The 23417-nt window shown below is 63.6% G+C and carries 29 protein-coding genes and 1 tRNA gene (1 of these 30 cut by a window edge); 14 read left to right on the top strand and 16 right to left on the bottom strand.

Translation table 11 applies throughout. The annotated features are described in order from the left end of the window. Nucleotides 1–47 precede the first annotated feature (47 nt). On the top strand, nucleotides 48–482 hold the full coding sequence (locus DSM104635_RS07125; protein ID WP_158765543.1) for a cupin domain-containing protein: 435 nt from the start codon (nucleotides 48–50) through the stop codon (nucleotides 480–482). A gap of 98 nt (nucleotides 483–580) precedes the next feature. Here DSM104635_RS07125 and DSM104635_RS07130 read toward each other — a convergent pair whose 3' ends face one another. After that, a complete protein-coding gene (locus DSM104635_RS07130) occupies nucleotides 581–1015 on the bottom strand; it encodes an HIT family protein (protein WP_158765544.1) in 435 nt (144 codons plus the stop codon). A 107-nt stretch (nucleotides 1016–1122) separates the two neighbouring features. Beyond that, complete coding sequence (locus DSM104635_RS07135; RefSeq protein ID WP_158765545.1) at nucleotides 1123–2268, bottom strand: hypothetical protein; 1146 nt, start codon at nucleotides 2266–2268, stop codon at nucleotides 1123–1125. Between the two features lie 155 nt (nucleotides 2269–2423). Between DSM104635_RS07135 and DSM104635_RS07140 the strand changes: the two genes are divergently transcribed. Next, nucleotides 2424–3158, top strand: a complete 735-nt coding sequence (locus tag DSM104635_RS07140; protein WP_158765546.1) for a FecR family protein — start codon at nucleotides 2424–2426, stop codon at nucleotides 3156–3158. Between the two features lie 19 nt (nucleotides 3159–3177). On the opposite strand, the gene DSM104635_RS07145 is transcribed toward DSM104635_RS07140, so the two are convergent. Beyond that, nucleotides 3178–5385, bottom strand: coding sequence for a CHASE2 domain-containing protein (locus DSM104635_RS07145; RefSeq protein ID WP_158765547.1), 2208 nt, complete (start codon nucleotides 5383–5385; stop codon nucleotides 3178–3180). A 211-nt stretch (nucleotides 5386–5596) separates the two neighbouring features. Here DSM104635_RS07145 and DSM104635_RS07150 point away from each other — a divergent pair, with 211 nt between their 5' ends. Next, nucleotides 5597–6091, top strand: a complete 495-nt coding sequence (locus tag DSM104635_RS07150) for a hypothetical protein (protein ID WP_158765548.1) — start codon at nucleotides 5597–5599, stop codon at nucleotides 6089–6091. A 65-nt stretch (nucleotides 6092–6156) separates the two neighbouring features. Here the strand turns inward: DSM104635_RS07150 and DSM104635_RS07155 are convergent, their stop codons facing one another. Further along, on the bottom strand, nucleotides 6157–6960 hold the full coding sequence (locus DSM104635_RS07155) for an SDR family NAD(P)-dependent oxidoreductase (RefSeq protein ID WP_158765549.1): 804 nt from the start codon (nucleotides 6958–6960) through the stop codon (nucleotides 6157–6159). Between the two features lie 85 nt (nucleotides 6961–7045). Here DSM104635_RS07155 and DSM104635_RS07160 point away from each other — a divergent pair, with 85 nt between their 5' ends. Next, entirely contained in the window at nucleotides 7046–7717 is a 672-nt protein-coding gene (locus DSM104635_RS07160) for an NUDIX hydrolase (protein WP_158765550.1), read from the top strand. A gap of 64 nt (nucleotides 7718–7781) precedes the next feature. Continuing rightward, a complete protein-coding gene (rpmG, locus tag DSM104635_RS07165; RefSeq protein WP_158765551.1) occupies nucleotides 7782–7949 on the top strand; it encodes a 50S ribosomal protein L33 in 168 nt (55 codons plus the stop codon). 24 nt (nucleotides 7950–7973) lie between these two features. On the opposite strand, the gene DSM104635_RS07170 is transcribed toward rpmG, so the two are convergent. Beyond that, nucleotides 7974–8390, bottom strand: a complete 417-nt coding sequence (locus DSM104635_RS07170) for a PaaI family thioesterase (RefSeq protein ID WP_158765552.1) — start codon at nucleotides 8388–8390, stop codon at nucleotides 7974–7976. 33 nt (nucleotides 8391–8423) lie between these two features. On the opposite strand from DSM104635_RS07170, the gene DSM104635_RS07175 reads away from it, so the two are divergent. Then, nucleotides 8424–9191 (top strand): competence/damage-inducible protein A, encoded by a 768-nt coding sequence (locus tag DSM104635_RS07175; protein WP_158765553.1) that lies wholly within the window; start codon nucleotides 8424–8426, stop codon nucleotides 9189–9191. Here the strand turns inward: DSM104635_RS07175 and DSM104635_RS07180 are convergent. The 4 genes from DSM104635_RS07180 to DSM104635_RS07195 form a co-directional block, all read right to left on the bottom strand. Beyond that, nucleotides 9188–9850, bottom strand: a complete 663-nt coding sequence (locus tag DSM104635_RS07180) for a DUF1345 domain-containing protein (protein WP_158765554.1) — start codon at nucleotides 9848–9850, stop codon at nucleotides 9188–9190. The two genes, DSM104635_RS07175 and DSM104635_RS07180, sit on opposite strands and share 4 nt — an antisense overlap. Beyond that, entirely contained in the window at nucleotides 9843–10523 is a 681-nt protein-coding gene (locus DSM104635_RS07185; RefSeq protein WP_158765555.1) for a GNAT family N-acetyltransferase, read from the bottom strand. Before DSM104635_RS07185 ends, DSM104635_RS07180 begins: the two co-directional genes overlap by 8 nt. Nucleotides 10524–10536: 13 nt before the next feature. Further along, nucleotides 10537–10624: transfer RNA gene (locus DSM104635_RS07190), tRNA-Leu, on the bottom strand. Between the two features lie 40 nt (nucleotides 10625–10664). Then, complete coding sequence (locus DSM104635_RS07195) at nucleotides 10665–11705, bottom strand: alcohol dehydrogenase (RefSeq protein WP_158765556.1); 1041 nt, start codon at nucleotides 11703–11705, stop codon at nucleotides 10665–10667. Nucleotides 11706–11785: 80 nt separating this feature from the next. Here DSM104635_RS07195 and DSM104635_RS07200 point away from each other — a divergent pair, with 80 nt between their 5' ends. From DSM104635_RS07200 to DSM104635_RS07210, 3 genes are read left to right on the top strand one after another with little or no spacing between them, the layout of a single operon-like run. Further along, the gene (locus tag DSM104635_RS07200; RefSeq protein ID WP_158765557.1) at nucleotides 11786–12415 is read left to right on the top strand and encodes a trimeric intracellular cation channel family protein; all 630 of its coding nucleotides are present in this window, start codon (nucleotides 11786–11788) and stop codon (nucleotides 12413–12415) included. After that, nucleotides 12408–13322: a hydroxymethylglutaryl-CoA lyase gene (locus DSM104635_RS07205; protein WP_228445929.1), complete on the top strand. Its 915-nt coding sequence runs from the start codon at nucleotides 12408–12410 to the stop codon at nucleotides 13320–13322. The genes DSM104635_RS07200 and DSM104635_RS07205 overlap by 8 nt, the downstream gene beginning before the upstream one ends. Nucleotides 13323–13337: 15 nt before the next feature. Further along, entirely contained in the window at nucleotides 13338–13988 is a 651-nt protein-coding gene (locus DSM104635_RS07210) for a DUF998 domain-containing protein (RefSeq protein WP_158765559.1), read from the top strand. An 88-nt stretch (nucleotides 13989–14076) separates the two neighbouring features. Here DSM104635_RS07210 and queF read toward each other — a convergent pair whose 3' ends face one another. Further along, complete coding sequence (gene queF / locus DSM104635_RS07215) at nucleotides 14077–14538, bottom strand: preQ(1) synthase (protein ID WP_158765560.1); 462 nt, start codon at nucleotides 14536–14538, stop codon at nucleotides 14077–14079. A gap of 62 nt (nucleotides 14539–14600) precedes the next feature. Between queF and DSM104635_RS07220 the strand changes: the two genes are divergently transcribed. The 3 genes from DSM104635_RS07220 (at nucleotide 14601) to DSM104635_RS07230 (ending at nucleotide 17217) form a co-directional block, all read left to right on the top strand. Beyond that, nucleotides 14601–15395, top strand: a complete 795-nt coding sequence (locus tag DSM104635_RS07220; RefSeq protein WP_158765561.1) for an SDR family NAD(P)-dependent oxidoreductase — start codon at nucleotides 14601–14603, stop codon at nucleotides 15393–15395. A gap of 175 nt (nucleotides 15396–15570) precedes the next feature. Then, entirely contained in the window at nucleotides 15571–16290 is a 720-nt protein-coding gene (locus tag DSM104635_RS07225) for a TorF family putative porin (RefSeq protein ID WP_158765562.1), read from the top strand. 207 nt (nucleotides 16291–16497) lie between these two features. Then, entirely contained in the window at nucleotides 16498–17217 is a 720-nt protein-coding gene (locus DSM104635_RS07230; RefSeq protein ID WP_158765563.1) for a TorF family putative porin, read from the top strand. Nucleotides 17218–17274: 57 nt separating this feature from the next. Here DSM104635_RS07230 and DSM104635_RS07235 read toward each other — a convergent pair whose 3' ends face one another. After that, complete coding sequence (locus DSM104635_RS07235; protein WP_158765564.1) at nucleotides 17275–17904, bottom strand: nitroreductase family protein; 630 nt, start codon at nucleotides 17902–17904, stop codon at nucleotides 17275–17277. Nucleotides 17905–17949: 45 nt separating this feature from the next. Between DSM104635_RS07235 and DSM104635_RS07240 the strand changes: the two genes are divergently transcribed. After that, nucleotides 17950–18549, top strand: coding sequence for an NUDIX domain-containing protein (locus tag DSM104635_RS07240; protein WP_158765565.1), 600 nt, complete (start codon nucleotides 17950–17952; stop codon nucleotides 18547–18549). Nucleotides 18550–18551: 2 nt separating this feature from the next. Continuing rightward, the gene (gene cysE, locus DSM104635_RS07245) at nucleotides 18552–19379 is read left to right on the top strand and encodes a serine O-acetyltransferase (protein ID WP_158765566.1); all 828 of its coding nucleotides are present in this window, start codon (nucleotides 18552–18554) and stop codon (nucleotides 19377–19379) included. On the opposite strand, the gene hfaD is transcribed toward cysE, so the two are convergent. From hfaD to DSM104635_RS07270, 5 genes are all read right to left on the bottom strand, one after another. Further along, nucleotides 19376–20569 carry a holdfast anchor protein HfaD gene (gene hfaD, locus DSM104635_RS07250; RefSeq protein WP_158765567.1) on the bottom strand — a complete coding sequence of 398 codons (1194 nt, stop codon included), beginning with the start codon at nucleotides 20567–20569 and terminating at the stop codon, nucleotides 19376–19378. The genes cysE and hfaD overlap by 4 nt on opposite strands. Nucleotides 20570–20594: 25 nt before the next feature. After that, a complete protein-coding gene (hfaB, locus tag DSM104635_RS07255; protein ID WP_158765568.1) occupies nucleotides 20595–21584 on the bottom strand; it encodes a holdfast anchoring protein HfaB in 990 nt (329 codons plus the stop codon). Between the two features lie 5 nt (nucleotides 21585–21589). Continuing rightward, a complete protein-coding gene (hfaA, locus tag DSM104635_RS07260; protein ID WP_228445931.1) occupies nucleotides 21590–21949 on the bottom strand; it encodes a holdfast anchoring protein HfaA in 360 nt (119 codons plus the stop codon). Nucleotides 21950–22090: 141 nt separating this feature from the next. Next, nucleotides 22091–22759: a GDYXXLXY domain-containing protein gene (locus tag DSM104635_RS07265; protein WP_158765570.1), complete on the bottom strand. Its 669-nt coding sequence runs from the start codon at nucleotides 22757–22759 to the stop codon at nucleotides 22091–22093. Continuing rightward, on the bottom strand, nucleotides 22752–23417 hold the 3' portion of the coding sequence (locus DSM104635_RS07270; protein ID WP_158765571.1) for a DUF2157 domain-containing protein. It continues 420 nt past the right edge of the window; the window shows 666 of its 1086 coding nt (coding positions 421–1086); its start codon lies beyond the right edge, outside the window — the gene reads right to left on this strand; it ends in the stop codon at nucleotides 22752–22754. Before DSM104635_RS07270 ends, DSM104635_RS07265 begins: the two co-directional genes overlap by 8 nt.

Genomic DNA, 23417 nt, shown 5'->3' on the forward strand with positions numbered 1-23417 from the left:
AACACCAGCGCTGGCCGGCGAGACGCCGGCGCTCCATAGTGGCGTTCATGCTCCTGCGGCCTCAGATATTCGCCTCGATCTTCGCGCTCGCCGCCTGCGCCACCGCGTCAGCGCAAATCGCGCCGCTGCCCATGGCGCTCTGCGCTGGTTGGGAAGGCGAGCGCGTCTGCGAGCAATTGCACGAGGACGCACAGATCCGCGTTCTACGTTGCACGTTCCCGCCCGGCGTCGGCCACGACATGCACTACCACCCGCCGCACTTCGGCTACGTCGTCTCCGGCGAAAGCGTGATGCGGATCACGACGGCGGCTGGCGTGCGAGAAACGCCCGTGCGTACGGGCGGCTCGTTCTCCAACGACGCAGAAATCCAGCACGCCGCGCTAAATATCGGCGCGGAGACCACGACGTATCTGATCGTTGAGAAGAAATACGCCGACGTGCGCGCGCCGGAAGCCGTCGCGCCAGGATTATGCGCACACTAATATGGAGCGCCGGCGTCCTCGCCGGCATCGGCGTTTCGGATTGATGGATGCGTGAAGGTGGAAGCACCTTTGCCGGCGAGGACGCCGGCGCTCCATAGCTACAGCGCCGCGGCAATTTCCTTCGCGATCTTCTCCAACTCCGGAATATCCGCTCGGTTCGAGTGCCCGTGCCCCGCCAGCCGCACGCCCGCGTAGCGCGGGATGATGTGGAAGTGCAGGTGGAAGATGGTCTGGCCGGCGTCTTCGCCGTTGAACTGCGTGACCGTGACGCCGTCGGGCTTCAGCGTCTTCACCACGGCCTTGGTGATGCGCTGCACGTGCCACATTAATTGCCCGACTTTGCTTTCCGGCAACTCCAACAAGTTGCGCGCTCTGACGCCCTTCGGCACGACGAGCACGTGGCCGCGCGCTTGCGGGAAGATGTCCATGAACGCCATCACGGTGTCATCCTCATAGACCTTCACCGCCGGCACCTCACCGCGCAGAATCTTCGCGAACAGGTTGTTGTCGTCGTAAGTTCCGCTAAGGCTCATGGGGCAGGGCTCCTTCGGGCGAGATGTAGCGGCGCCAAAGCAAGCTGCAAAGAAGCTGCTGCGGTCTATGGGCTTCGTTTAGCCGAAGCAAAGCACGAGGGCCGGCGCTAAAATCGCGCCGCGAGTGACAATGTGACCTGCTCGGCATCGTAGCTGGAGACGAAGTCGGTCGAGTCGTTGTCGCGCGTGCGGTACTGCAGCCGAACATCGCAATCGCATGGCAGTACGCGCTGCAGCACGATGCTCGCTTGCGGTGAGACATAGCTGTCGGTGCGGTCAAAGCTGTCGAATTCGCGCTCGCGCACCAGGGCGCCTGCAGACAGTTGGACGTGATCGGTGAGCTGATAGTTGTAGTTCGCGTCCACGCCGTACTCAGTGAAGCTTCCCGGAGCAAAACCAAACACATCGCCGTCGACTGAGTTCCAACGGACGAACGGTTGGACGGTCAACTTATCGCGCTCAAGCAGCAATTGCGGCTTGGTCAAGCCCGCTTGCAACTCGACGAAAGAACCGTTGTCGTTCGCCGTGCCGAATACAAATGGGTCAACCTCTTCGTATTCGCGATAGCCTGCGCGCGCACGCGCCCAATAGGAAACGCCGGCGGCGCGGCCCTCTATCGTGAGCGCTGCATAGATCTCACTGAAGTAGAGCTCATCGCCCAACATTGCGGCGCCGATGCCGATGGAAGGCAGCGCCGCGATATGAGGCGCGACGTAGTAGATCGGACCAGTCTGGGCGCCGAGATAGCCGTAATTGAGCGCGTCGAGCTCGTCGTTGTCCTCAAGCGTTAGATTGAGGATGGAGCGCCAGCGCCGATCGCCGAGTGCGCGCTCGTCAGCGACCGTGAGCTTGGCGAAATAGGTGGTCGAGTCCGGAACAGGGAAGAAGAAGTCTTCATTGGAGTTGGCCGCATTGGTATCGTACCGGGCGCCGACCTCGACGCGCGTGACGGTGTAGCCAGGCTCGATGATGCGACGGAGGCGTTCGTAGCCGCGACGCGCAACTTCGTTCGACGGATCGTTGATGAGGATGCGTTCGTACGCAGCGAGAGCCAGACGCGGTTTGCCAGCCGCTTCAGCGGCGGCCGCGTAACTCAAATTGAGATCGACGTCTTGAGGATTGTCGAGAATGCGCTGGCCAAGCGTCTCGAGGTCGCCCGCCTGTTGGGCATGCGCGAAACCAACCGAGAGGGCAGTGACGCTCGCGGCAAGCATAAGCACCCGCAGGAGGCCCTGAGCTTTTCCCCGTACCATGCGCAAGTTCCCCGTCCGCCGTCCTGACGGCTCATGGCGCAGTTGAGCGGGTTCGGCCCCGGAGTTCAAGCTGACACGCCGAATGGCGTGTTCACAGTTGCCAGGCGCGACATGGGAGCGATACGGTCGGGTGATATCGCCAAGAGGATTCCACCATGCGGCATTCAGGTATGCTTTTCAGCGCGTTAAGCGCTGGCGCGCTGCTCTTTGGCGGGCCTGCGGCGGCGCAAACCGCGACCGGCGACATTGGCGCAGCCGTTGGGGTGCGTAACCAAGTTACCGGATTTCGCACTGGGCAGGAGCGGCCGCTCGCTGTTGGCAACCGCGTCTTCCAGAACGAGCGCATCAGCACGGGCGCGACTGGCGTCGCGCAACTCATGTTCACAGATCAGACAACCTTAAGTATCGGGCCGCGGTCGCAAGTGACCCTTGACCGCTACGTTTACGATCCGGGCCAGGGCGCGGGCGATGTCGCCGTGACGTTTACACGCGGCGCCGTCCGGTTCGTTAGCGGCACGCAGCGATCGCAAAGCTACCAGGTGCGCACGCCGGTGGCGACGATCGGCGTGCGCGGCACCATCGTCGATCTGCTGTTCGTCAACGGCCGCATGTTTGGCATCCTCGACGAAGGCGCACTCACGTTCACGCTGCCAAACGGACAGACGATCGATCTCGATCGTCCAGGCATGGCAGTCGAGTTTTTCTCAAACGGCACAGCGTCGCGTCCGTTCACCTGGCGCGGCAGCTACGAGAGCTCGCTCGGCGCGGCGACGTACCCGTTGTTCGGCAATCCGTTCTCCGAGTATCCGGGCTTTGAAGGCGCATACGACGCCGACGATCAAACCAATCGCACCGACGACATCTACTCGGCCTACCGCTATAACGACTGAGCGATGGACGAGAGCAGCGCTATTTGCGTTCGGGATCGTAAACGCCGGCCCAATCCGAGGGCGCCATATCTCCGGCGCGCTCCAGCCTGTGCTTGTAGTTGGCATAGAGCCCGGCGAAGCCAGCATGGGATGTCGTCTGCAGCTGCGTGAGTAGCGCGCGCGCTTCATCGAAGCGGCCTTGCCGGAAAGCGTCCAGAAAAGCTGTGTGCGCGGGGTCCGCCGCGCCTTGCTCCAGCGTCGCTGTGTACACGCGCGTGGCGCCTTCGCGCCCATGAAGGCGCACCAAATCTGCTTCGATGAGCCCAGCGTTGGCTGCGCCATTGCGCGTTTGCTCGCTGATCAAGAGCGTCAGGCCATACGCCTTGGTCAGGCTTTCCAATCGCGATGCGATATTCACGTTGTCGCCAATGGCCGAATAGTCGAAGCGCCGCTCGGAGCCCAGATTGCCAACGCAGCATTCGCCCGTATTGACGCCGATGCCGATGCGAACCTGTTCGAAGGGGCGGCCCGCCGCCTCCGCCTCGCTCTGCCAGACAGTGTTCAGGCCCTCCAGGCGTGACATGATTTGCATTGCAGCGCGGCACGCGCGCGCCGCGTGATCGGCTTGATCGAGCGGAGCGTTCCAGAAAGCCAGAATTGCATCGCCCATATACTTGTCGATTGTGCCGCCGTTTTCGATGACGATGTCGCTTAGCGGCGTGAGGAAGCTATTGATAAACGCCGTCAGCTGCTCGGCGCTCATGCGTTCAGCGATTTTTGAGAACCCACGGATATCGCAAACCAAGATGCTGAGTTCGCGAACTTCACCGCCAAGCTTTAGGCGCTCGGGGTGGGCAGTGAGCTGACGGATGACGCTCGGCGCCACGTACTGGCCGAACGCGCGTCGGATGTCGGCACGTTGGTGTTCGGTGCGCTGATAGAAATAGGTGGTCGCGCCCGCAGCGAAGACGAGCGCCGCCAGCGTTGGAAAGATGGGATCGAACAAGTAGTTCGATTGCACGAATAGAACGATGCCTAGCAACCAAATCGCCGCGACAAGTGCAAATCCAATGGCGGCGTTGATGGATGGCCCAAATCTCGGCGCTGCGATCGCAAGTACGACGATCGCCAGCATTGCGATCAACAGCTCGATGCCAGGCGCGAAATCAGGCCGTTGCAGGAAGTTGCCGGCCAAGATCTGTTCTAAGAGTTGGCGGTGCAATTGGACGCCGGGAATGCTTGCGTCGAGCGGCGTCGCGCGCAAATCCATGAGCCCCGGCGCGCTCGCGCCGACGAGGACGATAGCGCCTTCGAACTGACCTGGCTCGAATGACGAGTCCAAAACTTGCCATGCCGGCACGGCTTCGCGCTCGTCATAGGCGCGAAACCGCAGCCAAACTTGTCCCTCGGCGTCGGTCGGAATCGTAAGCGGTCCGACCTTGATGGCGTTGATGCCAGTGTGGGCGCCGAAAGCGGATGTGCCGCTCGCGTTGGCGGAGCGCACCACGTAGGTCGATGCGCCGAACGCAACACGCAAAGCTTCGAGCGCGAGCGACGGCGCAATCTCGTCGTTATGTCGGAGCAGGAGCGGAACCCGGCGCACGACTTGATCGCCGTCGGGCAGCCAGTTGATGAACCCCACGCCATCGGCCGCGTCGGAGAGCGCCGGCAAGCTCGTGGCGACGCCTGGCAGGTTGCGCAGATACGGACTGGGATCGTCACCGGCGACTGCAAATCCTGCGCGGAGTGGAAAAAGGACGCCATTGGCTTGATCATGGAGGCTCGCGGCCAGAACCGTGGGGAATTGATCAAGCGACGCAGCAAAGCGCGCGTCGTGACTTTCCGCATCGCCCAGTGCCCGTGCCAACGCAGCGCGGCGCGCCGCCGGCGCCGCAGCGAGCAATTGTTCGGGTGAAGTCCGGTCAGGTTCGGCGAACAGCACGTCGAACGCGATCGCCGCGGCGCCGGCGTCGCCTAGCCTCTGCGTGAGCTCAGCGATCGTTGCGCGTGACCAGGGCCATTGGCCAAGCCGGACAAGAGAACTCTCATCGATATGCACCACACGAATGGGCGCGTCGGGAAGCGCAGGCGCAGGTGCGATGCGTTGGTAAGCGTCAAACGCAAGGTTGCGCAGCGAACTCAGGATCGGCGGGCGCAAATAAAAGACGCCAGCGGCAATCACCGCGAAGATCAACACCACCGGCCAATAGAATTTGGGAAGGCGTTTTTCGGCTGTGGCTTTTGCCAAAGTCTAGACCCGGTGTGGCTTATTCTGCCGCACAGACCATTGCGCAGCGCGCAAGTCCAGTCTTTTGGGTGATGCGAGAGGGCCCAACGGGGATCAAAATAAGAGGATAGCCCGCACCTCTATCCAACACTTTCCCGCGCCAACCCCTTGTCGCCACTACGCTTCGCCAAAATCAATCCGACCGGCTTGCGTCGCGCTTAGCTTAGCGCCCATGCGTCTCAACGCCCCGCCCATCACCGAGCATCGCCTCCAGCGCTATCAGCGCTGGGTGCTGCTGTGGCTGAAATGGTTCGCGGCGTTCCTCCGCGAAGCCCGCGCCTTCGCGCCGTTCTCTGATCAAGCGGCGGCGATCGCGCACCAATGGCTCGACCGCATCGAGCGCATCCTCACCAGCATCGTCATGCTCCGCGCCGCGCCGCACGTGCGCGGCAACACCGCACCCAAACATTCAGCGCGCCGCCGCATAGAAACGCATATGCGGCGCGCCATCATCGGCTCAGCCATGCGCCGCGCGCTGCGATCGAAGGATCTAAACCAGCGCATCGCCGCGCTTTCAAAAGATGTCGATGCTCTAGTCGCGCGCTTGTTGAAGCGCCTGCCACGCGGCCTCACGCGACGGCGGCCGCACCGCGCCCGCCCGGAGCCACGGCAAATTGCACGCGCGATCGCCAGTGCCGAAGCCGCGCCGTCCGCCGACACGTCGTGAACGGCGTCGCTTCCATCGATCATCCACCATGGCGCGCCGCGAAAGCGGCGGCGCCGGCGCACGCACTAAGTCGCCGGCGACTGGATGTTGCGGACCATTTTCAGCAGCGTCGCGCGGGGGATGTATTTCACCATCCCGGCTTGGAACGCATTGCGGCCGCCTGTGACTTTGACGCGCTGATTCCGTTTCCACGCTTCATAACCCATGCGCGCGACAGGCATGGAGCCCATCACCTTGCTCACGTGCGCCAGGCGCGTTTTGCCGGTGCCCGCGCGTTCGCGGAATTTCGACACCGTCGGTCCAGGGCAAAGGCAGCTCACGTGCACGCCAGTGCCGCGCGCTTCTTCCCACATCGCTTCGGAGAAGGAGAGCACATAGGCCTTCGACGCATAATAGTTCGCCATCAGCGGCCCAGGCTGAAACGCCGCCGTGGAAGCGACATTGAGAATGCCGCCTTTGCCGTTCGCGATCATGCGATCCCAATAAATGTACGTGAGCTCAACCAGCGCCCGCACGTTGAGATCGATCATGCCAAGTTGCGTCGGCAAATCGGAGGAGGTGAGCGCGCCCGCATGGCCGTAGCCCGCATTGTTCACCACCACATCGACGTTGAGCCCACGCGCCGCGATCGATTGCGCCAGCGCCGAGCCGCCGCCGTACGCGCCGAGATCTTGCGCGATGACATGCGTTTTCACACCGTATTGGCCGGCAAGACGGTTGGCGACTTCCGCCAACGCGCCTTCGCTGCGCGCGGTGAGGATGAGGTCGTAGCCATCCTTGGCGAAGCATTCGGCCAGATCGACGCCGATGCCGGCGGATGCGCCGGTCACCAATGCGGTTTGGCCTTCGCCAGGTTTACGTCGCGCCATCTTGCCACTCCCTCTTTGCGCGCGACGATAGGCGGGTGCGGTTCCGGTTCCAAGCCAACGTGAAGGCCGTGCTAGGAGGGGGCGCATGAGCGCCAACGAGTTCAAACTCAACGCCGACGAAAAACCGTTCGACGCACCGGATGGGGCCAAGCCCAAGGCGTCCCGTCCGCGCGACGCCGCGACCCTGATCCTGGTCCGCGGCCGGCGCGAAGTGATGATGGGCCAGCGCGCCAAGGGTCACGTCTTCATGCCGGACAAATGGGTCTTCCCCGGCGGACGGGTCGATCCCGGCGACGCCCGCGCCAAAGCCGCGGTGGAACTCACCGCCGAGACCGAGACGCTGCTAAAGGCCGGGGGGCCAGTCCGCCGCCCGCCCCGCGCCTACGCCCTGGCGGCGGTTCGGGAGACGCGGGAGGAGGCCGGCCTGGTGCTAGGCGATGAGAAGGGCCCGGACCTTTCCAAGCTCCAATTCGTGGCCCGCGCCATCACGCCGCCCTACCGCCCCCGCCGGTTCGACGCCCGGTTTTTCATGGCCGACGCCGAGGCGGTCCTGGCCCACGATGAGCCCGCGGCTGGTGACGAAGAATTGCTGCACACCAAATGGTTTAGCCTGGACGAGGCCGAGGCCCTGGACCTGCCCTCGATCACCCGGTTCGTGCTTAAGGAGGTGCGCGCCAGGCTGGCCGGGGACACGGTCGAACCGCCGTTTTTGAGGTGGAGCCGGGGGGCGCACACGTTAGAGCGGCTAAAAAGTTGACTTTAGGTCCGGGGGTCCGTATTTCCCCCGCTCTTCAAACATCTGAGAAATCCGGTCCCGCGTCATGGCAAAGAAGACAACCATCAAGCTCCGTCTCAACTCGACGGCCGACACTGGTTTCTTCTACGTCACCAAGAAGAACCCGCGGACGAAGACTGAGAAGCTCAAGTTCCGCAAGTACGACCCGATTGCGAAAAAGCACGTCGAGTTCGTCGAAGGCAAAATCAAGTAAGCAGGCGCCTCGCGCCGCTTCTGCCTATTTCGGATACAAGATCATCTGCGTGCAGCGGAAAAGCGCGATCGTTTTTCCCGTCGCCTCCGCCGTGACCACCGCATCCCAAACCTGCGTCGTTCGCCCACCGTGCACAAGGCTGGCTTCAACGCTAACCCCGCCCTCGCGCGTGGTGCCGAGAAAATTCGACTTCAGCTCAATCGTCGTGAAGTTCAACGCCCCATCAGGCCGCGAAATGATGCAGCCATAGCCGCAAGCGCTATCGGCCAACGCGATGACGCTCGCGGCATGCAGAAACGTGTTCGGTGCAAGGTGATGCGTCTTCACCTCGAAGCGGCCTTTGACATAGCCGGGCCGCGCCTCGAGCCACTCCAAGCCAAGGTGATCCGGCAGGAAGCCTTTTTGCCGATCGGTCAGCTGGCCAACGTAGTCTTCACTCATCCGACACCTCGTGTTTCGTGCTAGTATGCGCGCATGACGCAACGCCAAGTCAAAGCCGCTGTTTTGCTAATCGGGGACGAACTGCTCTCCGGCCGCACGCAGGACGTGAACCTGCAAACCATCGCGAAATTCCTGGCGCCATTAGGCGTGCAAGTCGCCGAAGCGCGCGTGACCGCGGACATACCGGACGAGATCATCGCCAATGTGAACGAACTCCGCGCCAAATATGATTACGTCTTCACCACAGGCGGCATCGGCCCAACCCATGACGATAAGACCGCCGACGCCATGGCCGCCGCGTTCGGCGTCAGCATCGACGTGCGCGACGATGCGCGCGCGATTCTGGAGGCGCACTACAAGGGCATGAGCAATCTCAACGAAGCGCGCCTGCGCATGGCGCGGATCCCCGACGGCGCAACGCTGATCGCAAACCCCGTGTCGAAAGCGCCAGGATTTCAGATCGGCAACGTGTTCGTCATGGCGGGCGTACCGTCGATTACTCGTGGGATGCTGGAGGACGTGGGACATCGCCTCGAAGGCGGCATCGTGGTGCGCTCGCGGACGATCCGCGGCAAAGGCGTGCGCGAAGGCGCGATTGCGCAGGGCTTGGCGGAGCTGGAGGCGGCGACAAACGGTGTCGTCTCGTTCGGCTCGTATCCGTGGTTTGCGCCGCCGGACAGTTTCGGCGTCCATCTCGTGGCGCGTTCAGGCGACATTGCGGCGCTCGACAAGGCGGCAGCCGACCTGATGGCCATGATCCGCTCGTGCGGCGCCGATCCTGAAGAGGTCGTGGAGAGCTAACCGAACAGATCGCCGACTAGGCTCAACGTCAGCGCGAGAACCACCGTATTGAACACGAACGCAAGCACGCCATGCAACGTCACAACGCGACGGATCGGTTTGGCGGCGATCTGGATGTCGGCGGTTTGAGCGGCGACGCCGATGACCAGGGCGAAGTGGAAGAAATCGCCGAAGTCCGGCGCTTCGTCACCTGGAAAGATCAGGCCTTTGCGAATGCCGCCTTCGTCAGCAGGGCCAAAATATTCATGGGCGTAGTGCTTGGCGAAACTGGTGTGCACGAACAACCAGGAGATCGCGACGGTGAGGAAAACGAATCCGACATGCAGTCCGCGATCGTCGCCCGCGGCAGCGGATTGCAGTTCGACGACAATCGCCGTGAGGCTCGCAATGACGCCGGCCAGGGAAACGAAAAGAACAAAATAGCGTCCGTCATCCACGTCGGCTGCGTGGTCGATGATGGTCTGTGCGTTGATGCCGTGGGTCTGCACCAGCACGGTCAGGAGATAAACGAAGGCTGCCGCATCCCACGCAATCAGCGCCTGGTTGAGCGGCGACACGTCGGTATCGGCCAAGGCAAGGATGACGCCGGTGACGATGCCAACCACGAGGCCGAGCATCAGCGGCGTGTGACGGATCACGGCGCGTAATGTGTCACCCATTCGCTTTGCTCCACATGGCGTGCGTGACCTCGGTACGGAGTTCAAAGCCCAGATGTTTGTAGAGCGCGATGGCGGCCGTGTTGCTGGCGTAAGCGTGCAAGAAAGGCGTATCGCCCTCGCTCAGGATGCGATCACCAACGGCGCGCATCAAAGCCGCGCCATAGCCGCGCCCGCGATAATCCGGATGCGTACACACCGCGCTGATCTCAACGAACCCCGGCATCTGCATCCGCTCGCCAGCCATGGCGACGAGGCGGCCATTGTCGCGAATGCCAACAAAACGTCCGAGGGCGTGCGTTGCGGCGCGAAACGGCCCAGGCTTGGTGAGCGTGGCAAGCGCGATCATCTCGGGCGCGTCGGCGTCAGAGAGCGGTTCGATGGAGAAACGGCCGCCAGCGGTGAAGCCCTTCGTGGTCATCTGCACGCCGAGCGCGCTGAGCTTGAGTTGAATGCCCGGCGGCGGTGCGGGCGGCGCCACCTCGAGCAACGACATATCGTCGTCCGCGTAAGCCAAAGCCGCGAGTGCGGCTACAGCTTCCGGCGATGTGTCGCGCGTGCCAGCGAACGGGCCGATGTCCTCACGAAAGCGTCGCGCGTGTTCGCCACCAAGGCACAGCGCGGCTTGACGGCTCGTCAACGCGCTCCAGGCTGGGCAGTCGAGGGGATGCGCCATGTCTACCTAGATGTGGTGCGAGCGGCGGGAGTTGAACCCGCACCGCCTTTTGGGCGAACGGATTTTAAGTCCGCTGCGTCTACCAGTTTCGCCACGCTCGCGCCGGGCTTGCCTTACGGCGCGTCGCCGGACGGGGCAAGCTCAGGGCGTGAGTAATACGCGGCCCAGCACCTTGCCGGCGCGCAGATCGTTGATGGCGCTGTTGGCCTGGTCGAGCGGGCGTTCCTGCATCGGCGGGGCGGGCACAGCGCCTTGACGCAGCAGCCTGATCAACGCGCGCGCTTCGTCCAAACGGCCGACATAAGAGCCGATGATGGAAATCGGCCGAAGCGGCAGCGATGCGAGCGGCAACGTCGTGGCGCCGCCGAACAGCCCAACGATGACGTACTTGCCCCCGCGCCGAAGCGCCGCTGTGCCGAAGCCGAATGTCGCTGGCGCGCCAACGAAATCGATCGCCGCGCCAGTGCTGCCGTGCTTCGCCGCGACGGCTTTCCAAGCCGCCGGCGTCGGTTCGATCGCTTCGACCGCGCCATAGCCCAGCGCGGCTTCGCGTTTGGCCGGCTCAATGTCTGCGGCGATGATCTTGTTCGGCAGCACATTCTTCGAGAGCGCCATCGCCTGAAGCCCAACGCCGCCCATACCTATGAGCAACACAGGCTGATCCGGCGGCGTCGCTGCGATCTTTTTCAGCGCGGAATAAGCGGTGAGGCCGGAACACATCGCCAGCGCGCCGAGGCCGGGCGCCAGGTCGCCGATCGGGATCAGGGCGTCGGCAAACGGCACGTGGACGTACTCCGCCATGCCGCCCCATTGCGCGACGCCGAGCGCACGGCGCGGCAGTGCGATGCAAAGTTGTTGATCGCCAGTCTTGCAGGTGTCGCATTGATTGCAACCGAGCCATGGATAAACGGCGACGCGCGTGCCAATGACCGGTGCGCTCACGCCTTCACCGAGTTCGGCGACTTCGCCTTCGATTTCGTGACCAAGCACGGCGGGCATATCGACGACCACTGGCTGCTTCACCTCGCCGAAATCGAAATAGCCGTCGTGGATATGCAAATCGGAGTGGCACAGCCCCGCGCGCGTCACGCGCACGAGCGCTTCGCCGGGTCCGGGTTTCTTCGCGTCGAGATCCATCGGCGTCAGCGGCGCGCCGAAGGCGGTCATGGCTTGAGCTTTCATGCGCGGCACTATCAACCGCGTGCGCTGGATTTCAAGGCGGCGCACTGGATGTGACGTAGCGAAAGCGGCAAGGTGCGCCCGTGATCGCACCTGAGTCGCTTCCCACGTTGCCGCCCGTGCTCGACTATGCGGGCGTGACCGTGTTCGCGCTGACCGGCGCGCTGGCGGCGGCGCGGGATCGGCACGACATCATCACGTTCTGGTTCTTCGCGGTGGTGACCGGCGTCGGCGGCGGCACGCTGCGCGATCTGCTGATCGGCGCGCCCGTGTTCTGGGTGAATGACGCAACGTACCTGGGCATCGGCTTGGCGGCGGCGCTCGCGGTGTGGTTCCTGTCGCGCTATCTGGAGCGGGCGAAGACGCTGATCTGGCTCGATGCCGTGGGTTTGGCCGCGTACGCCGTGATCGGCGCGGCGAAAGCGCTGGCATTTGGCGTTGGGCCGTTGGTATCCGTGGCGATGGGCGTGCTGACCGCATGTTTTGGCGGCGTCATCCGCGACGTGCTGGCGGTGCAACCTTCGGCGCTGTTGAAGCGCGAAATCACGATATCGGCGGCGCTGCTGGCGGCGGGCGGGTTCGTCGCGCTGAACGCTATTGGGGTTCCCGCGCTGTGGGCAGGCGTATTGGGCGCGGTGGCGGGTTTTGGATTGCGCGCGGGCGCCATACATTATGGTTGGGCGCTGCCGGCGTTTGGAGCAAAGCGTGGCTGAGAAATTGGAGCTTGTCGAAGTCAGTCCGCGCGATGGGCTGCAGAACGAGCCGGGTATTGTCGATACTGCGAACAAGCTCGCCATCATCGCGCATATCGAGGCGGCTGGGTTCAAGCGGCTGGAGGCGGCGAGCTTCGTCAATCCGAAGAAAGTGCCGCAGATGGCCGACGGCGACGCCGTGTTCGAGCGCATCCGAGGCACGGACACCTACAACGACCGCAGCATCACCCACATCGCGCTGGCGCTGAATCTGCGGGGCGTGGAGCGTGCGTTGGCGGCGGGAGCGAAGGAGATCAACTACGTCTTCTGCGCCTCGGACGGCTTCTCCATCCGCAACAATGGCGGGACCGTCGAAGAGACGTTCAAGGTCTGGCCGGAAGTGGCGGCAACAGCAAAGGCCGGCGGCGCGCGCTTGAGCGCGACGATCTCGACGGCGTTCGGCTGTCCGTTCGATGGCGAAGTGCCGGTGCGGCGCGTCGTTGAAGTCGCGGAGCGCTGCGTGGCGCAGGAGATTTTCGAACTGGCCATCGCTGACACCATCGGCGTCGGCGCGCCGAGCGACGTGCATGAGCGCGTGCGCGCTGTGAAGGGTGCCGTCCCGGCGTCAATCCAATTGCGCGCGCATTTTCACAACACGCGCAACACGGCGCTGGCGAACGCGGTGGCGGCGGTGGAAGGTGGCGTGCGGGTGCTGGATGGCTCACTCGCCGGCATCGGCGGCTGCCCGTTCGCACCGGGTGCGGCTGGCAACGTGCCGACCGAAGATCTGCTCTACATGTTCAACCGCATGGGTTTCGACACCGGCGTCGATCTCGATCTGGCGATCGAGGCAGCGCAGTTCATTGGCGGCGTGCTCGGGCGCAAGACCCCGGGCATGGTAAGCCGCGCGCCAAAATGGCCGAGCTGAAACGGGGGGGACGCTTTGAGCGGAAAACTTGCAATGGCGTGCGGCGTGCTTGGCGCGCTGTGGCTGCTCGGGATGGTGATCATCGGCGGCGCGACCTATCCGGGATACGACCACGCTTCGCAATTCATCAGTGAGCTCGGCGCCAATGGCGCGCCGCAGGGCTGGCTGGTGAGCTACGCGGGCTTCCTGCCAGTCGGCGTGCTGACCTGCGCCTTCGCGGTGTTCGCGTGGATGGCGGCGCCGCGCTCGCTGCTGGCGACGCTCGGCTTTATCGGCGTGTTCCTGTTCGCGATTGGCTATGTCGGGGCGACGTTCTTTCGCTGTGATTTCGAATGCAGACCGGAAGAGCCAAGCCTCTCACAGATGCTGCACAACACGTTCGGGTTGATCGGTTATCTCTTCGCGCCGCTCACGCTGCTGCTGTTGGGGCTAGCGGCGCGCAAATGGCCGAACGGGGCGGGGCTCGCGATCTTCGCCTTCGTTGCGGCGACGGTGTTGCTGTGCGCTTGGCTCACGCTATCGCCGGACTCGCCCTATGTCGGCATCTCCCAGCGCGTTCTCGAAGCGAGCATGCTGAGCTGGGTCGTCGCGTGCGGCGTCTATCTCGGGCGTCACTCGCCACGAGAGTCGGATCTCTCCGACGCATTCGGCAACAGGCACACATAGGTGTCGATGGCGTAAGCCGGTTGCACCGAACCGGCGCCGCGCAGCGGTGATAACGAAAAGGCCGGCAGAACGAGATGCGCCAAGCGCATCAGCCGCGCGAGCGATAGGGCGCAATGCCTTGATCGGGCAGCCATAGACCTTCAAGCGCCGGCCCCGTCTGCCAGAATACGTCGATCGGCATGCCGCCCCGCGCATTCCAGTAACCCCCGATCCTGAGCCACGTCGGCGCAATCGCATCGACGATGCGCTTGGCGACGCCGACCGTGCAGTCCTCGTGGAACGCGCCGTGATTGCGGAAGCTCTGCAGAAAGAGCTTCAGACTCTTGGACTCCACGATCCAATCCTTCGGCGCGTAGTCGATCACCAGCACGCCGAAATCGGGCTGGCCGGTGACCGGGCAGATCGAGGTGAACTCTGGTGCGGTGAAGCGCGCGAGATAGAGCGTGCCCGTGTGCGGATTGGGAACACGCTCAAGCGTTGCTTCGTCGGGGTTCGCCGGAATGGCGGCGGGCTTGCCGAGCTGGGTCAGGCCCTTCGGATCAGTGCTCATGGGCTGACACTTGAAGAGCGGCGCCGCCGCTGGCAAGTCGCTAATCAGCAGAGGAGAGCGTCATGCGCGATTTCGACGGCAAGATTGTACTCGTCACCGGCGCATCGACGGGCCTGGGCGCGGCGATCGCGGTTGGCGCCGCCACCCGCGGCGCGAAAGCGGTGATCATCAACTACGCCAAGAGCGCCGCTGAAGCGGAGGCAACAGCCGAAGCCGTGCGCGCCGCAGGCGCCGAAGCCGTTCTGGCGCAAGGCGACGTCGGCGATGACGCTGCGTGCCGCGCCATCGTTGAAGCAGCCGCGCTGTTCGGGCGCATAGATGCGCTCGCCAACAATGCCGGCGTCACCAAGTTCGCACCGAACCACGGCGACCTCGACGCGCTCTCGCGCGCCGACTTCGAGCACATCTTCGCGGTCAACCTGATCGGCCCGTTCCAGATGATCCGCGCCGCGCGGACGCTGTTGGAGGCGTCTGACCGCGCCAGCGTGCTGATGACGTCGTCGATCGCGGGTGTGACCGGGATCGGTTCGTCCGTCGCCTACGCCGCGTCGAAGGGCGCGCTGAACACCATGACGCTTTCGCTGGCGCGCGCGCTGGCGCCGAAAATCCGGGTCAATGCGCTCTGCCCTGGCTTCATCGACACAACGTGGTTCTCGAAGAGCTTGCCAGCCGCAATTGTCGATCGGGTGCGTCAGGGGACGATAGAGACGACCCCACTCCAGGCCGCATCGACGGCGGAAGACGTTGCAGATGCAGGCCTTTTCTTGCTTTCAGACGCCGCCCGGCACGTGACCGGCGAGACCCTTTTGGTCGATGCCGGCTTGCATCTGGGCTACGCGCCGCTCGTCGCACGGTAGAAAACGCCCAGATTCACGGCGCCGACCGAGGCGCCCCGCTGTCATTTTGTGCGCTGCACAATTCCTCACACCGCTGAGCGCCGCCTCGCATTGAGCCAGGTCCAGCAACCCGCAAGCCTTGCTGCATTCGAAGACGCGAGCGCGCCACCGGCGTGCGCCAATGCGGGGGTTTGGAATGAAGAAGCAATTGTTGTTGGGATTGGCTGCGGCCGCTAGCGCGATGTTTGGCGGCGTGGGTGCGGCGCATGCGGAAGGCGCGTTCACGGGCAATGTGGCGCTCGCTACGGACTATGTTTTCCGTGGCATTTCGCAAACCGAAGGCGGTCCCGCCGTATCTGGCGGCATCGACTACACGAACGGCATTTTCTACGCCGGCACGTGGGGATCGAATGTCTCCTCGGCGACGATTTCGTCGGGCGGCGTTGAGCTGGATGTCTATGCCGGCGTGACGCCGACGCTCGGCCCGGTGTCGTTCAATTTCGGCGTCATCGGTTATTTCTATCCGGGCGCCGACGATCAGGCGGGACCAGAGACCGATTTCTACGAGGGCCGCGCCAGCGCGAGCTACAGCCCGATTGAGCCGCTGACGCTCACCGGCTCGCTCTACTATTCGCCGGATTTTGCGCTCGAGACCGGCGCCGGTCTCTATTACGAATTGGCGGCTGCCTACGCCGTCTCCGACGTGTTCGGCGTGAAGGCCGCGTTCGGCGAGCAGGATGTCGATGACTACGCCGATTCCTATACGACGTGGCTGCTCGGCGCGACGTACGCCTATTCAGGCTTCACGTTCGGCCTGACTTACACCGACACCGAAGACGCCTTCGACCTCGGCTATGCGCTCGACGAATCCGACGCGGACGAGGCCATCACGTTCTCGGTTTCGCGCGCACTCTGACCGAGCTCCCGCGCGAGACTACTGCGGCGCCGCGATCATCCGCGCGGCGCCGCTCGTGCGCGTTTTCGTGGCTTTTGCACCACAGGTGTGACTGCACATGAACATGAGGTAACGGGCGAGGCTGCGTCGTTAACTCTACGTTTACCTCGTGAAACGAGCCTCGCCACCGCGCGGCGAGAAGCTCCGCGGGGAATGAGGATGCGCAACATGAAAAAGTTAATTGGCGTCGCCCTTGCGGCTGGCGCGACTGTGATGAGCGCTGGCGCCGCCAACGCTGAAGTCTCGGGCAGCGTCGCACTTGTCAGCGATTATGTTTTCCGTGGCATCTCGCAAACCGATGGGGGCGCCGCGATCCAAGGCAGCCTCGATTGGTCGAACGACATGTTCTACGCCGGCGTCTGGGGCTCGAACGTCAATTACGGCGCAACGGGCACGACCGAGTTGGCTTCGATGGAGCTTGATGCATATGTCGGCGTCACGCCCACCACCGGTCCAGTGAGCTGGGATATCGCTCTGGTTGGCTACTTCTATCCGAACGCCGACGACGAACTGGCAGGCGGTGAACTCGACTATTACGAAGGCATCGTCGGCGCCTCGATGGATTTGACCGAACAATTCAGCGTCGGCGGTCAAGTCGCCTACACGCCGGAATATTTCGGCGAGACCGGCGAAGGCATCTATTACGAAATCAACGCTGGCTACGCGGTGAGCGATGCGGTCTCGTTCTCCGCCGCTTACGGCGTTCAAGACAACGACTTCGCGACAGACAGCTACAGCACTTGGAACGTTGGCGGCGCCTACGCCATCCACGGCTTTACGCTGGGCGCGACTTACAGCGATACCGAAGACGCGTTCGAGAATGGCTACTCGCTGGACGAGACCAATTCGGATGGCCGCTTCGTGTTCTCGATCGGCCGCGAACTCTAAGCTCAAACACGACGAAACGAATTGGGCCGCCGCTTCATTGCGGCGGCCTTTTTCGTTTTAGAAGCGCGAGATACGCGTGCTCACGTCTGGCCGGACGCGCTCGATCGCGCCTTCGCGCGGCGTGCCGAGATAAACGATGCCGGCGATACGTTCGTGTTCGGCCAAACCCAAAGCGGTGCGCGCGCGCGCGTCGTATGCAGGCCATTCGGTGAGCCAGCAGCCGCCGTAGCCCATCGCGTGCGCGGCTAGCAGGAGCGAAAAGCACGCGGCGCCGGAGGAGAGCTGCTGCTCCCATTCTGGAATCTTCGGATGCGGCGCGGCGCTCGAGACCACCATCACGCACGCCGGCGCGCGTTTCAGAAGGTTGCGCGTATGATCCAAACGCACGACGTCGATGCCAGAATCGTTTGCGATTGCTTTGGCCAAAGCCTCGCCAGCGCGCGCCCGTGCGTCGCCTTCAAACACAACGAACCGCCACGGCCCAAGCTTGCCGTGATCCGGCACGCGCGACGCGAGCGCGACCAGCGCATCGATCTCAGCGCTGGTCGGCGCCGGTTCAACGAGGTGCATGACTTTGCTGGATCGGCGTCGCGCCAGCAGCGCGAGCGTGTCCGCGCTTTCGTGGATGGCGTCGGCGGGTTGGCCTTCGACGGGTTGAGTGGGGATGACGGAGAGCGATAAAACCATGGGCGACACATGGCGCCGCGCTTCGCGCAAGGCTAGAGGGAAGCCATGAGCGATTGGCATAACGACGGCAATCCATGGACGGTGAAACGCGTGACGCGGCCGTTCGAGAACGACTGGTTCGCGATCGACGCGCATGACGTGGTGAGACCCGACGGCGCGGATGGGAATTACAGTGTGATCCGCGTGCGCCGCTTGGCCGTGGGCGTGCTGCCCATAGATGACGCGGGGCGCGTGCATCTGGTTGGGCAATGGCGGTTTCCGCTCGGGCGCTATTCCTGGGAGATGCCGGAAGGCGGCGCTGAGCCGGGCGAAGACGCTCTCGAATGCGCGCGCCGCGAGCTGGAGGAAGAAACCGGCCTCAGCGCGCAAACGTATCAGCAGATACTGGAGATGGATTTGTCCAACTCGCTCACCGACGAACGCGCCGTGCTTTTTCTCGCGACGGACTTGCGCGAAGGTCAATCAAACCCCGAGGCCGTGGAGGTCTTGCAACGCCGGACCGCGCCCTTCGCCGAGGTCCTTGCGCGCGTCGCCGACGGGCGCATTCGCGACAGTTTGACGGTTGCCGCTGTGCTGCGCGCCCACCACATGGCGGTGACGGGGCAATTGCCGCCGGCTTTGGCCGGCGCGATGTTGGGAGAATGAAGATGGCCGAGAGCCAAATGCGCCTGTTTGAAGCGTCCGGCGGCGTTTGGGCGCAGCTCCGCGTCGAGGCGATGCAGGCTGCGGCGGAGGAGCCGCTGCTGGCCTCGTATCTCCACGCGTCAATCCTGCATCACGACCGCATCGAAGACGCGCTCTCGTATCATTTGGCGCAGAAGCTCGGCCACGGTGATCTGCCGGCGCTGCAGTTGCGCGAAGTGATCCGCGAGGCGTACGCATCAGATCCCGCGATTGGCGCCATGGCCCTGCGCGACATGCGCGTCGTTCGTGAACGCGATCCGGCCTGTACGACGTATCTGCAGCCGTTCCTCTACTTCAAAGGCTATGGTGGCCTGCAATCATTCCGCATCGCGCATTGGTTGTGGACGCAGGACCGGCAGATCCTTGCATATCACCTGCAGAGCCGCGTCTCCGAACTCTTCTCGGTAGATATTCACCCGGCCGCGACGATTGGCGCGGGCGTGTTCATCGATCATGCGCACGGCATCGTCATCGGCGAAACCGCAGTAGTAGAGGACGATGTTTCCATGCTGCACTCCGTGACGCTTGGTGGCACCGGCAACGCTGGCGGCGACCGTCATCCGAAGATTCGCCGCGGCGTGCTGATCGGCGCGGGCGCGAAAGTGCTGGGCAACATCGAAGTTGGCGAAGACGCGCGCATCGCCGCGGGCTCAGTTGTGCTGGAAAATGTGGCGCCGCGCTGCACGGTTGCAGGGATTCCGGCGCGTCCTGTTGGCGGCGAATGCTGCGAGGATACGATCCCGGCGGTGGCGATGAACCAGCGCTTCGAGTCCGACAAGTCTCAGTCTTAGTTGGTCGGGCCGCTGACTTGATACGTCGCGGCGTTGCCGATCGCGGTCGATGTTGCGGCGACCGTGCGGGCGCGCGGCGACACTACCGATGAGCGCGCGTTGACGTCGCCGGTGTTCACTTGTTCGCTAGACGCCGTGAGGCTCGGCGTGCTGTCGTCGCAATAGGCGCAAAGCGAAGCGGACACGCTGTTGCCGTAAGCGGCCGATGATGCGAGAGCCGCGTCGCCGCCTTCGCCTGAAAGTGCTGCGTTGGCGTAGATGTCGCCGGCGTTGTCCTGGCTGACGTCCATAACTGTATCGGAGCCGACGTTCGAGACGATCGCCTGGTTGCCGACGCCGTAGGCGCCCGCTGAGGCGAAGCCGAGGAAATCGCCGCCAAGTGTGACGTAGGAGTCCGCCGTGACGGTGGCCGTCGCGCTTTGATCGATGCGCGCGTTCACGTAGCCCCATTGGTTGTCGATGGTGGCGGCGTTGGCGTTTGCGGTCGCGTTGCCGGAAACGTCCGTGGCGTAGCCCACGTAAATGTCACTGCGCGCCGAGACGCTATCGCCGTAAGCGGCTTGCGTGGTGTCGACGAGCACTGTCGCGGTTTCACCGCCGACGCTCAGATTGTTTGCGCTGGCGATGGCGGCGGACACAGCTTGGTCCGCGACGACGCCGTGATCGGCTTCGCTGATGGCGCTGACGCTGCCGGTGCTTTCCTGCAGCACGATCGCCCGCGCTTGGCCGTGGTCGGCCGAAACCGCGGCGACGTTGCCGCTCGCTGAGGCCGAAGTGCCGGCATTCAGCGAGTCCGCGCCAGTGAACGTCGTCGTGGCGTTGGCGTCGTTGTGGGACGCTTGGCCGGACCAGAGATCCAGATCGCCATTCTCAGTCGTCGCGGTTGTGCCGTTGCCGACCGCAGCCGAAGTGATCGCGACGTTGCCGTCAGCGTGCCAAACCGTGGCGTTCGCATTGGCGTTCGCGGCGCCATCCATGTGCTGGTTGTTGGTGAACTCGGCGTCGCCGTCTTCGTTCACAGCGGTTGAAGCGTTGCCACTGGCGACGGCCGTGGCGCCGGCATCTTGCGTATCGCCGACATTGACAGTCGTCGTCGCCGTAGCGTTGCCCGATTGGTACTGGTTGTTCGTCTGCGCGTGCGCCATAGGCGCAGCGAGCAGAGCGACGGAAGCGAGAAGGGCGGCGCGCATTGTTGGCTGCTCCGGTTGCAGACGCTTACGAGCGGCCGCGCAGGCCGGTGGTGATGTTATCATCGCGGCGAACGTTCCAAGCGTCGGTGCTTGCGCGTGATTGCTCGGCTGCGAGCGTTGCCGGGCTCGGTTGGATGGTGGCGGATTGCTCCGGGCCCATCGGATCGCCTTCGGCTTGCAGTTCAGTGCTGCACACCGAGCTGTCCGCGACGTTGTACATCCGGCTCATCACTTGGACGACTGAGCGTTCCACGCCGGCGCGGACGGCGAGTTGCACAGGCTCCAGCGCGCGTTCGCCAACGGCGATGTCGATCAGCGTGTCATCGAAGAACGAGAACACGCCAGCGCGCAGTTCGCGGCCGATGATCTGCTTTTGGTACGAGATCACGTCGACGACTTCGAGCGTGCGCGTGTCGATGAGGCGAAAGTCGAGCGCGATGTTCATGACGTACAAGCGGCCGCCAATGTTGCCGACGCCGTCGCGGGCGTCGGTGTGGCCGCCTTGGGCGTCAACGCCCATCGAGCGGATGTTGTAGTTGAGTTCGGTGATGCCGCCGACGAAGTAATAGTCGGAGCCCGGCATTTGGCCGGCATAGATGCGGCGCACGTTTTCATCGCCGCCTTCTTGGCCGATCAGGCGGTTGTTGGCGTAGCGAAGTTCAAGTTCGGTGACCGACGTATCGAAGCGCTCAACCAGGCGCGCGCCCGCCTTGTTGAAAGCCGACATCGCCATCAGCGAAGCGCCTTGCGTGATGCGGCGGCCGCCTTCTTCTGAAACCGAGCCGGTGTAATCGAGGATGCGGCCGACGGCGATGCGCGGCGCTGCAATGTTGTTGTTGCGGGCGTGCACGGCCAAGCAATCGAGCGCGTCGGAGTACGCGGTCGGATTGGCGGTGACCGGCGCGTCGCCAATCGGCAGCGCGTACATGCCGTCATTGCCGGCGTACGGCGTGACGCAAGCGGTGAGGCAGGATGTGGCCGCGAGCACGGCGATAGCTTTTTTCAGCGCGAACATTGGTCTCAGTCTCCAGTTTCGGCGCTGATATCGCCGTTGTTGATCTGCGTGGAATCCACGATCACGGTGTTGTAGTTGCCTTGGGTGACGACGTTCAGCTGGTTGCCGATCGCTTGCGCCGATTGGCCCGAAGCGAAGTCGTCCATCAGCCCGCCACTCAGCGTGCCTTCGAGCTCGATGCGCCCGTTGACGATGACGCGGTTGCCGCTCGCGTCACGCGTCGCCGGGTTGATCGGGGTATCGAAGCTTTCCCATCCCATGCCGAACGCGCGCTCGACATCGCCGTTGCCTGGGATGAGATCGTCAGCTGCGGCGGCGCCGGTGAAAGCGATGACCGCTGCAGCAGTAATGATGAACGTGCGCACGCTTGTGCTCCGTGAGAATTCGTCTGCGGAGCGAGAAAGCAACGCGCGTGCCACGCTAAAGGCGTCCGCCGTTAACGAATGCGCGCCGAAATGGGCGATTTTGGCGCGTTTTGCGCTGATGATGCGCCGATATGGGCGCGTTTAGAGCCAGTTAAGCTCGATGATTTCGCCGTTAACGTTGAGGCCCTTTAGCCGCGCGCGCCCATCGCGGCCGATGTTAACGATGGCGAACACGGTGGGCTGATCCTCAGAGGATTGCGCACGCATAAGCGCATCAATGCGTTCTGCTTGTGCTTGCGGCACGTAGAAGCGCTGAACGCCTGTGAGTTGCGTCTGCGCCGTGGCGACACGAAGGGGCTCGCCGTCTTCACCTGTCAGTTCGCTGCAGAACGCTGACCCCCGCACCACGAGTCCGCGTCGAGCGCGTTCGGGATCGTTGGTGATTGCTTGCGCCTCTGCTCGTGTATTCGCCACACCGATGGGGGCGTAGGTGAGGGGGCCGCGCGGCGCCATGAAAAGGTCAGGCCCGTAGTACGTCAGCACGACCCACGACTCATTATCTGCAAGGGCCGTAAACGCCGCGCATGGTGGGGCGTCTCCGGGCGGGTTGATCCGGGTCTGCAGGTTAATGATGACGTAGTGTCCGCTGAGCAAAGCGCGCGGATCGACCGCTTGCATAAGCATTTCGATATCGCGCGATGTCTCAGTCTGCGGGCGGCTGCGCTCGTAACCCTCGCGAACAACAATCGCAATCAGCCCCAGCATACACAGCGCGGCGACGATCATGATGCGGAGCGGCGCGTTAAGCATTGCTTTTGCCCCGACGCAGCAGCAGGCCCCCGACAAGGGCGGCGATCGCGCAGACGAGGAAGACGCCCGCCGCTGCAAGCAGATCGAGGCCGAGATCGGTGAGGAGAGCGCAGATCGCGATGATGATGCTTAGTGCGCCAATTGCGGTGACGAGGCCGTGTCGATCAAAGCGGCCGAGTGCGAGCACGCCACCGGATGCGGCGAGCCACACGATGCGATGCGCTATGCCGGCGTTGTCGCTGTTGCTGTCACCGAACCACGGCAGGTATCCAGCGATGGCGAAGAAAATGAGGGCGGCTGCCGCAAACCACCCATAGAACACGCTGGCGAAACGTTTGTCCTGTGTGCGCAGCCAGCGCGCACCTGCCGCCATCGCGCCAAGCAGGATCGAGAGAAACAGCAGAACGCCGGCGGCGCTTCCTTCAACGCGACCGGCAAACCAGCCGAAGCAATAGATGATGGCCAGCGCCGACGCGTGCGCCAGCGGCGCCGAGCCCCAACGCAATGCGAGGAACGCCGCCAGCGGCGCCGCGACCAGCATCCATGGCGCCTCGGCGTCGATGCCGGAGAACCAGGACCGATCGGTGAAGTCGCCAAGGGCGATGAAAACAAGCCCGACAGTCGCCGCGCCGGTTGAACGGCCCGCGAGGGCCAGTGC

This window comes from Terricaulis silvestris, from assembly GCF_009792355.1.
In the GTDB taxonomy this organism is placed as follows: domain Bacteria; phylum Pseudomonadota; class Alphaproteobacteria; order Caulobacterales; family Aquidulcibacteraceae; genus Vitreimonas; species Vitreimonas silvestris.

Excerpts from the sequence above, each read along its gene's own strand:
- DSM104635_RS07125 (WP_158765543.1), top strand. The coding sequence starts at position 48 with ATGCTCCTGCGGCCTCAGATATTCGCCTCGATCTTCGCGCTCGCCGCC.
- DSM104635_RS07130 (WP_158765544.1), bottom strand. The coding sequence starts at position 1,015 with ATGAGCCTTAGCGGAACTTACGACGACAACAACCTGTTCGCGAAGATT.
- DSM104635_RS07135 (WP_158765545.1), bottom strand. The coding sequence starts at position 2,268 with ATGGTACGGGGAAAAGCTCAGGGCCTCCTGCGGGTGCTTATGCTTGCC.
- DSM104635_RS07140 (WP_158765546.1), top strand. The coding sequence starts at position 2,424 with ATGCGGCATTCAGGTATGCTTTTCAGCGCGTTAAGCGCTGGCGCGCTG.
- DSM104635_RS07150 (WP_158765548.1), top strand. The coding sequence starts at position 5,597 with ATGCGTCTCAACGCCCCGCCCATCACCGAGCATCGCCTCCAGCGCTAT.
- DSM104635_RS07155 (WP_158765549.1), bottom strand. The coding sequence starts at position 6,960 with ATGGCGCGACGTAAACCTGGCGAAGGCCAAACCGCATTGGTGACCGGC.
- DSM104635_RS07160 (WP_158765550.1), top strand. The coding sequence starts at position 7,046 with ATGAGCGCCAACGAGTTCAAACTCAACGCCGACGAAAAACCGTTCGAC.
- rpmG (WP_158765551.1), top strand. The coding sequence starts at position 7,782 with ATGGCAAAGAAGACAACCATCAAGCTCCGTCTCAACTCGACGGCCGAC.
- DSM104635_RS07170 (WP_158765552.1), bottom strand. The coding sequence starts at position 8,390 with ATGAGTGAAGACTACGTTGGCCAGCTGACCGATCGGCAAAAAGGCTTC.
- DSM104635_RS07175 (WP_158765553.1), top strand. The coding sequence starts at position 8,424 with ATGACGCAACGCCAAGTCAAAGCCGCTGTTTTGCTAATCGGGGACGAA.
- DSM104635_RS07180 (WP_158765554.1), bottom strand. The coding sequence starts at position 9,850 with ATGGGTGACACATTACGCGCCGTGATCCGTCACACGCCGCTGATGCTC.
- DSM104635_RS07185 (WP_158765555.1), bottom strand. The coding sequence starts at position 10,523 with ATGGCGCATCCCCTCGACTGCCCAGCCTGGAGCGCGTTGACGAGCCGT.
- DSM104635_RS07195 (WP_158765556.1), bottom strand. The coding sequence starts at position 11,705 with ATGAAAGCTCAAGCCATGACCGCCTTCGGCGCGCCGCTGACGCCGATG.
- queF (WP_158765560.1), bottom strand. The coding sequence starts at position 14,538 with ATGAGCACTGATCCGAAGGGCCTGACCCAGCTCGGCAAGCCCGCCGCC.
- DSM104635_RS07220 (WP_158765561.1), top strand. The coding sequence starts at position 14,601 with ATGCGCGATTTCGACGGCAAGATTGTACTCGTCACCGGCGCATCGACG.
- DSM104635_RS07225 (WP_158765562.1), top strand. The coding sequence starts at position 15,571 with ATGAAGAAGCAATTGTTGTTGGGATTGGCTGCGGCCGCTAGCGCGATG.
- DSM104635_RS07230 (WP_158765563.1), top strand. The coding sequence starts at position 16,498 with ATGAAAAAGTTAATTGGCGTCGCCCTTGCGGCTGGCGCGACTGTGATG.
- DSM104635_RS07235 (WP_158765564.1), bottom strand. The coding sequence starts at position 17,904 with ATGGTTTTATCGCTCTCCGTCATCCCCACTCAACCCGTCGAAGGCCAA.
- DSM104635_RS07240 (WP_158765565.1), top strand. The coding sequence starts at position 17,950 with ATGAGCGATTGGCATAACGACGGCAATCCATGGACGGTGAAACGCGTG.
- cysE (WP_158765566.1), top strand. The coding sequence starts at position 18,552 with ATGGCCGAGAGCCAAATGCGCCTGTTTGAAGCGTCCGGCGGCGTTTGG.
- hfaD (WP_158765567.1), bottom strand. The coding sequence starts at position 20,569 with ATGCGCGCCGCCCTTCTCGCTTCCGTCGCTCTGCTCGCTGCGCCTATG.
- hfaB (WP_158765568.1), bottom strand. The coding sequence starts at position 21,584 with ATGTTCGCGCTGAAAAAAGCTATCGCCGTGCTCGCGGCCACATCCTGC.
- DSM104635_RS07265 (WP_158765570.1), bottom strand. The coding sequence starts at position 22,759 with ATGCTTAACGCGCCGCTCCGCATCATGATCGTCGCCGCGCTGTGTATG.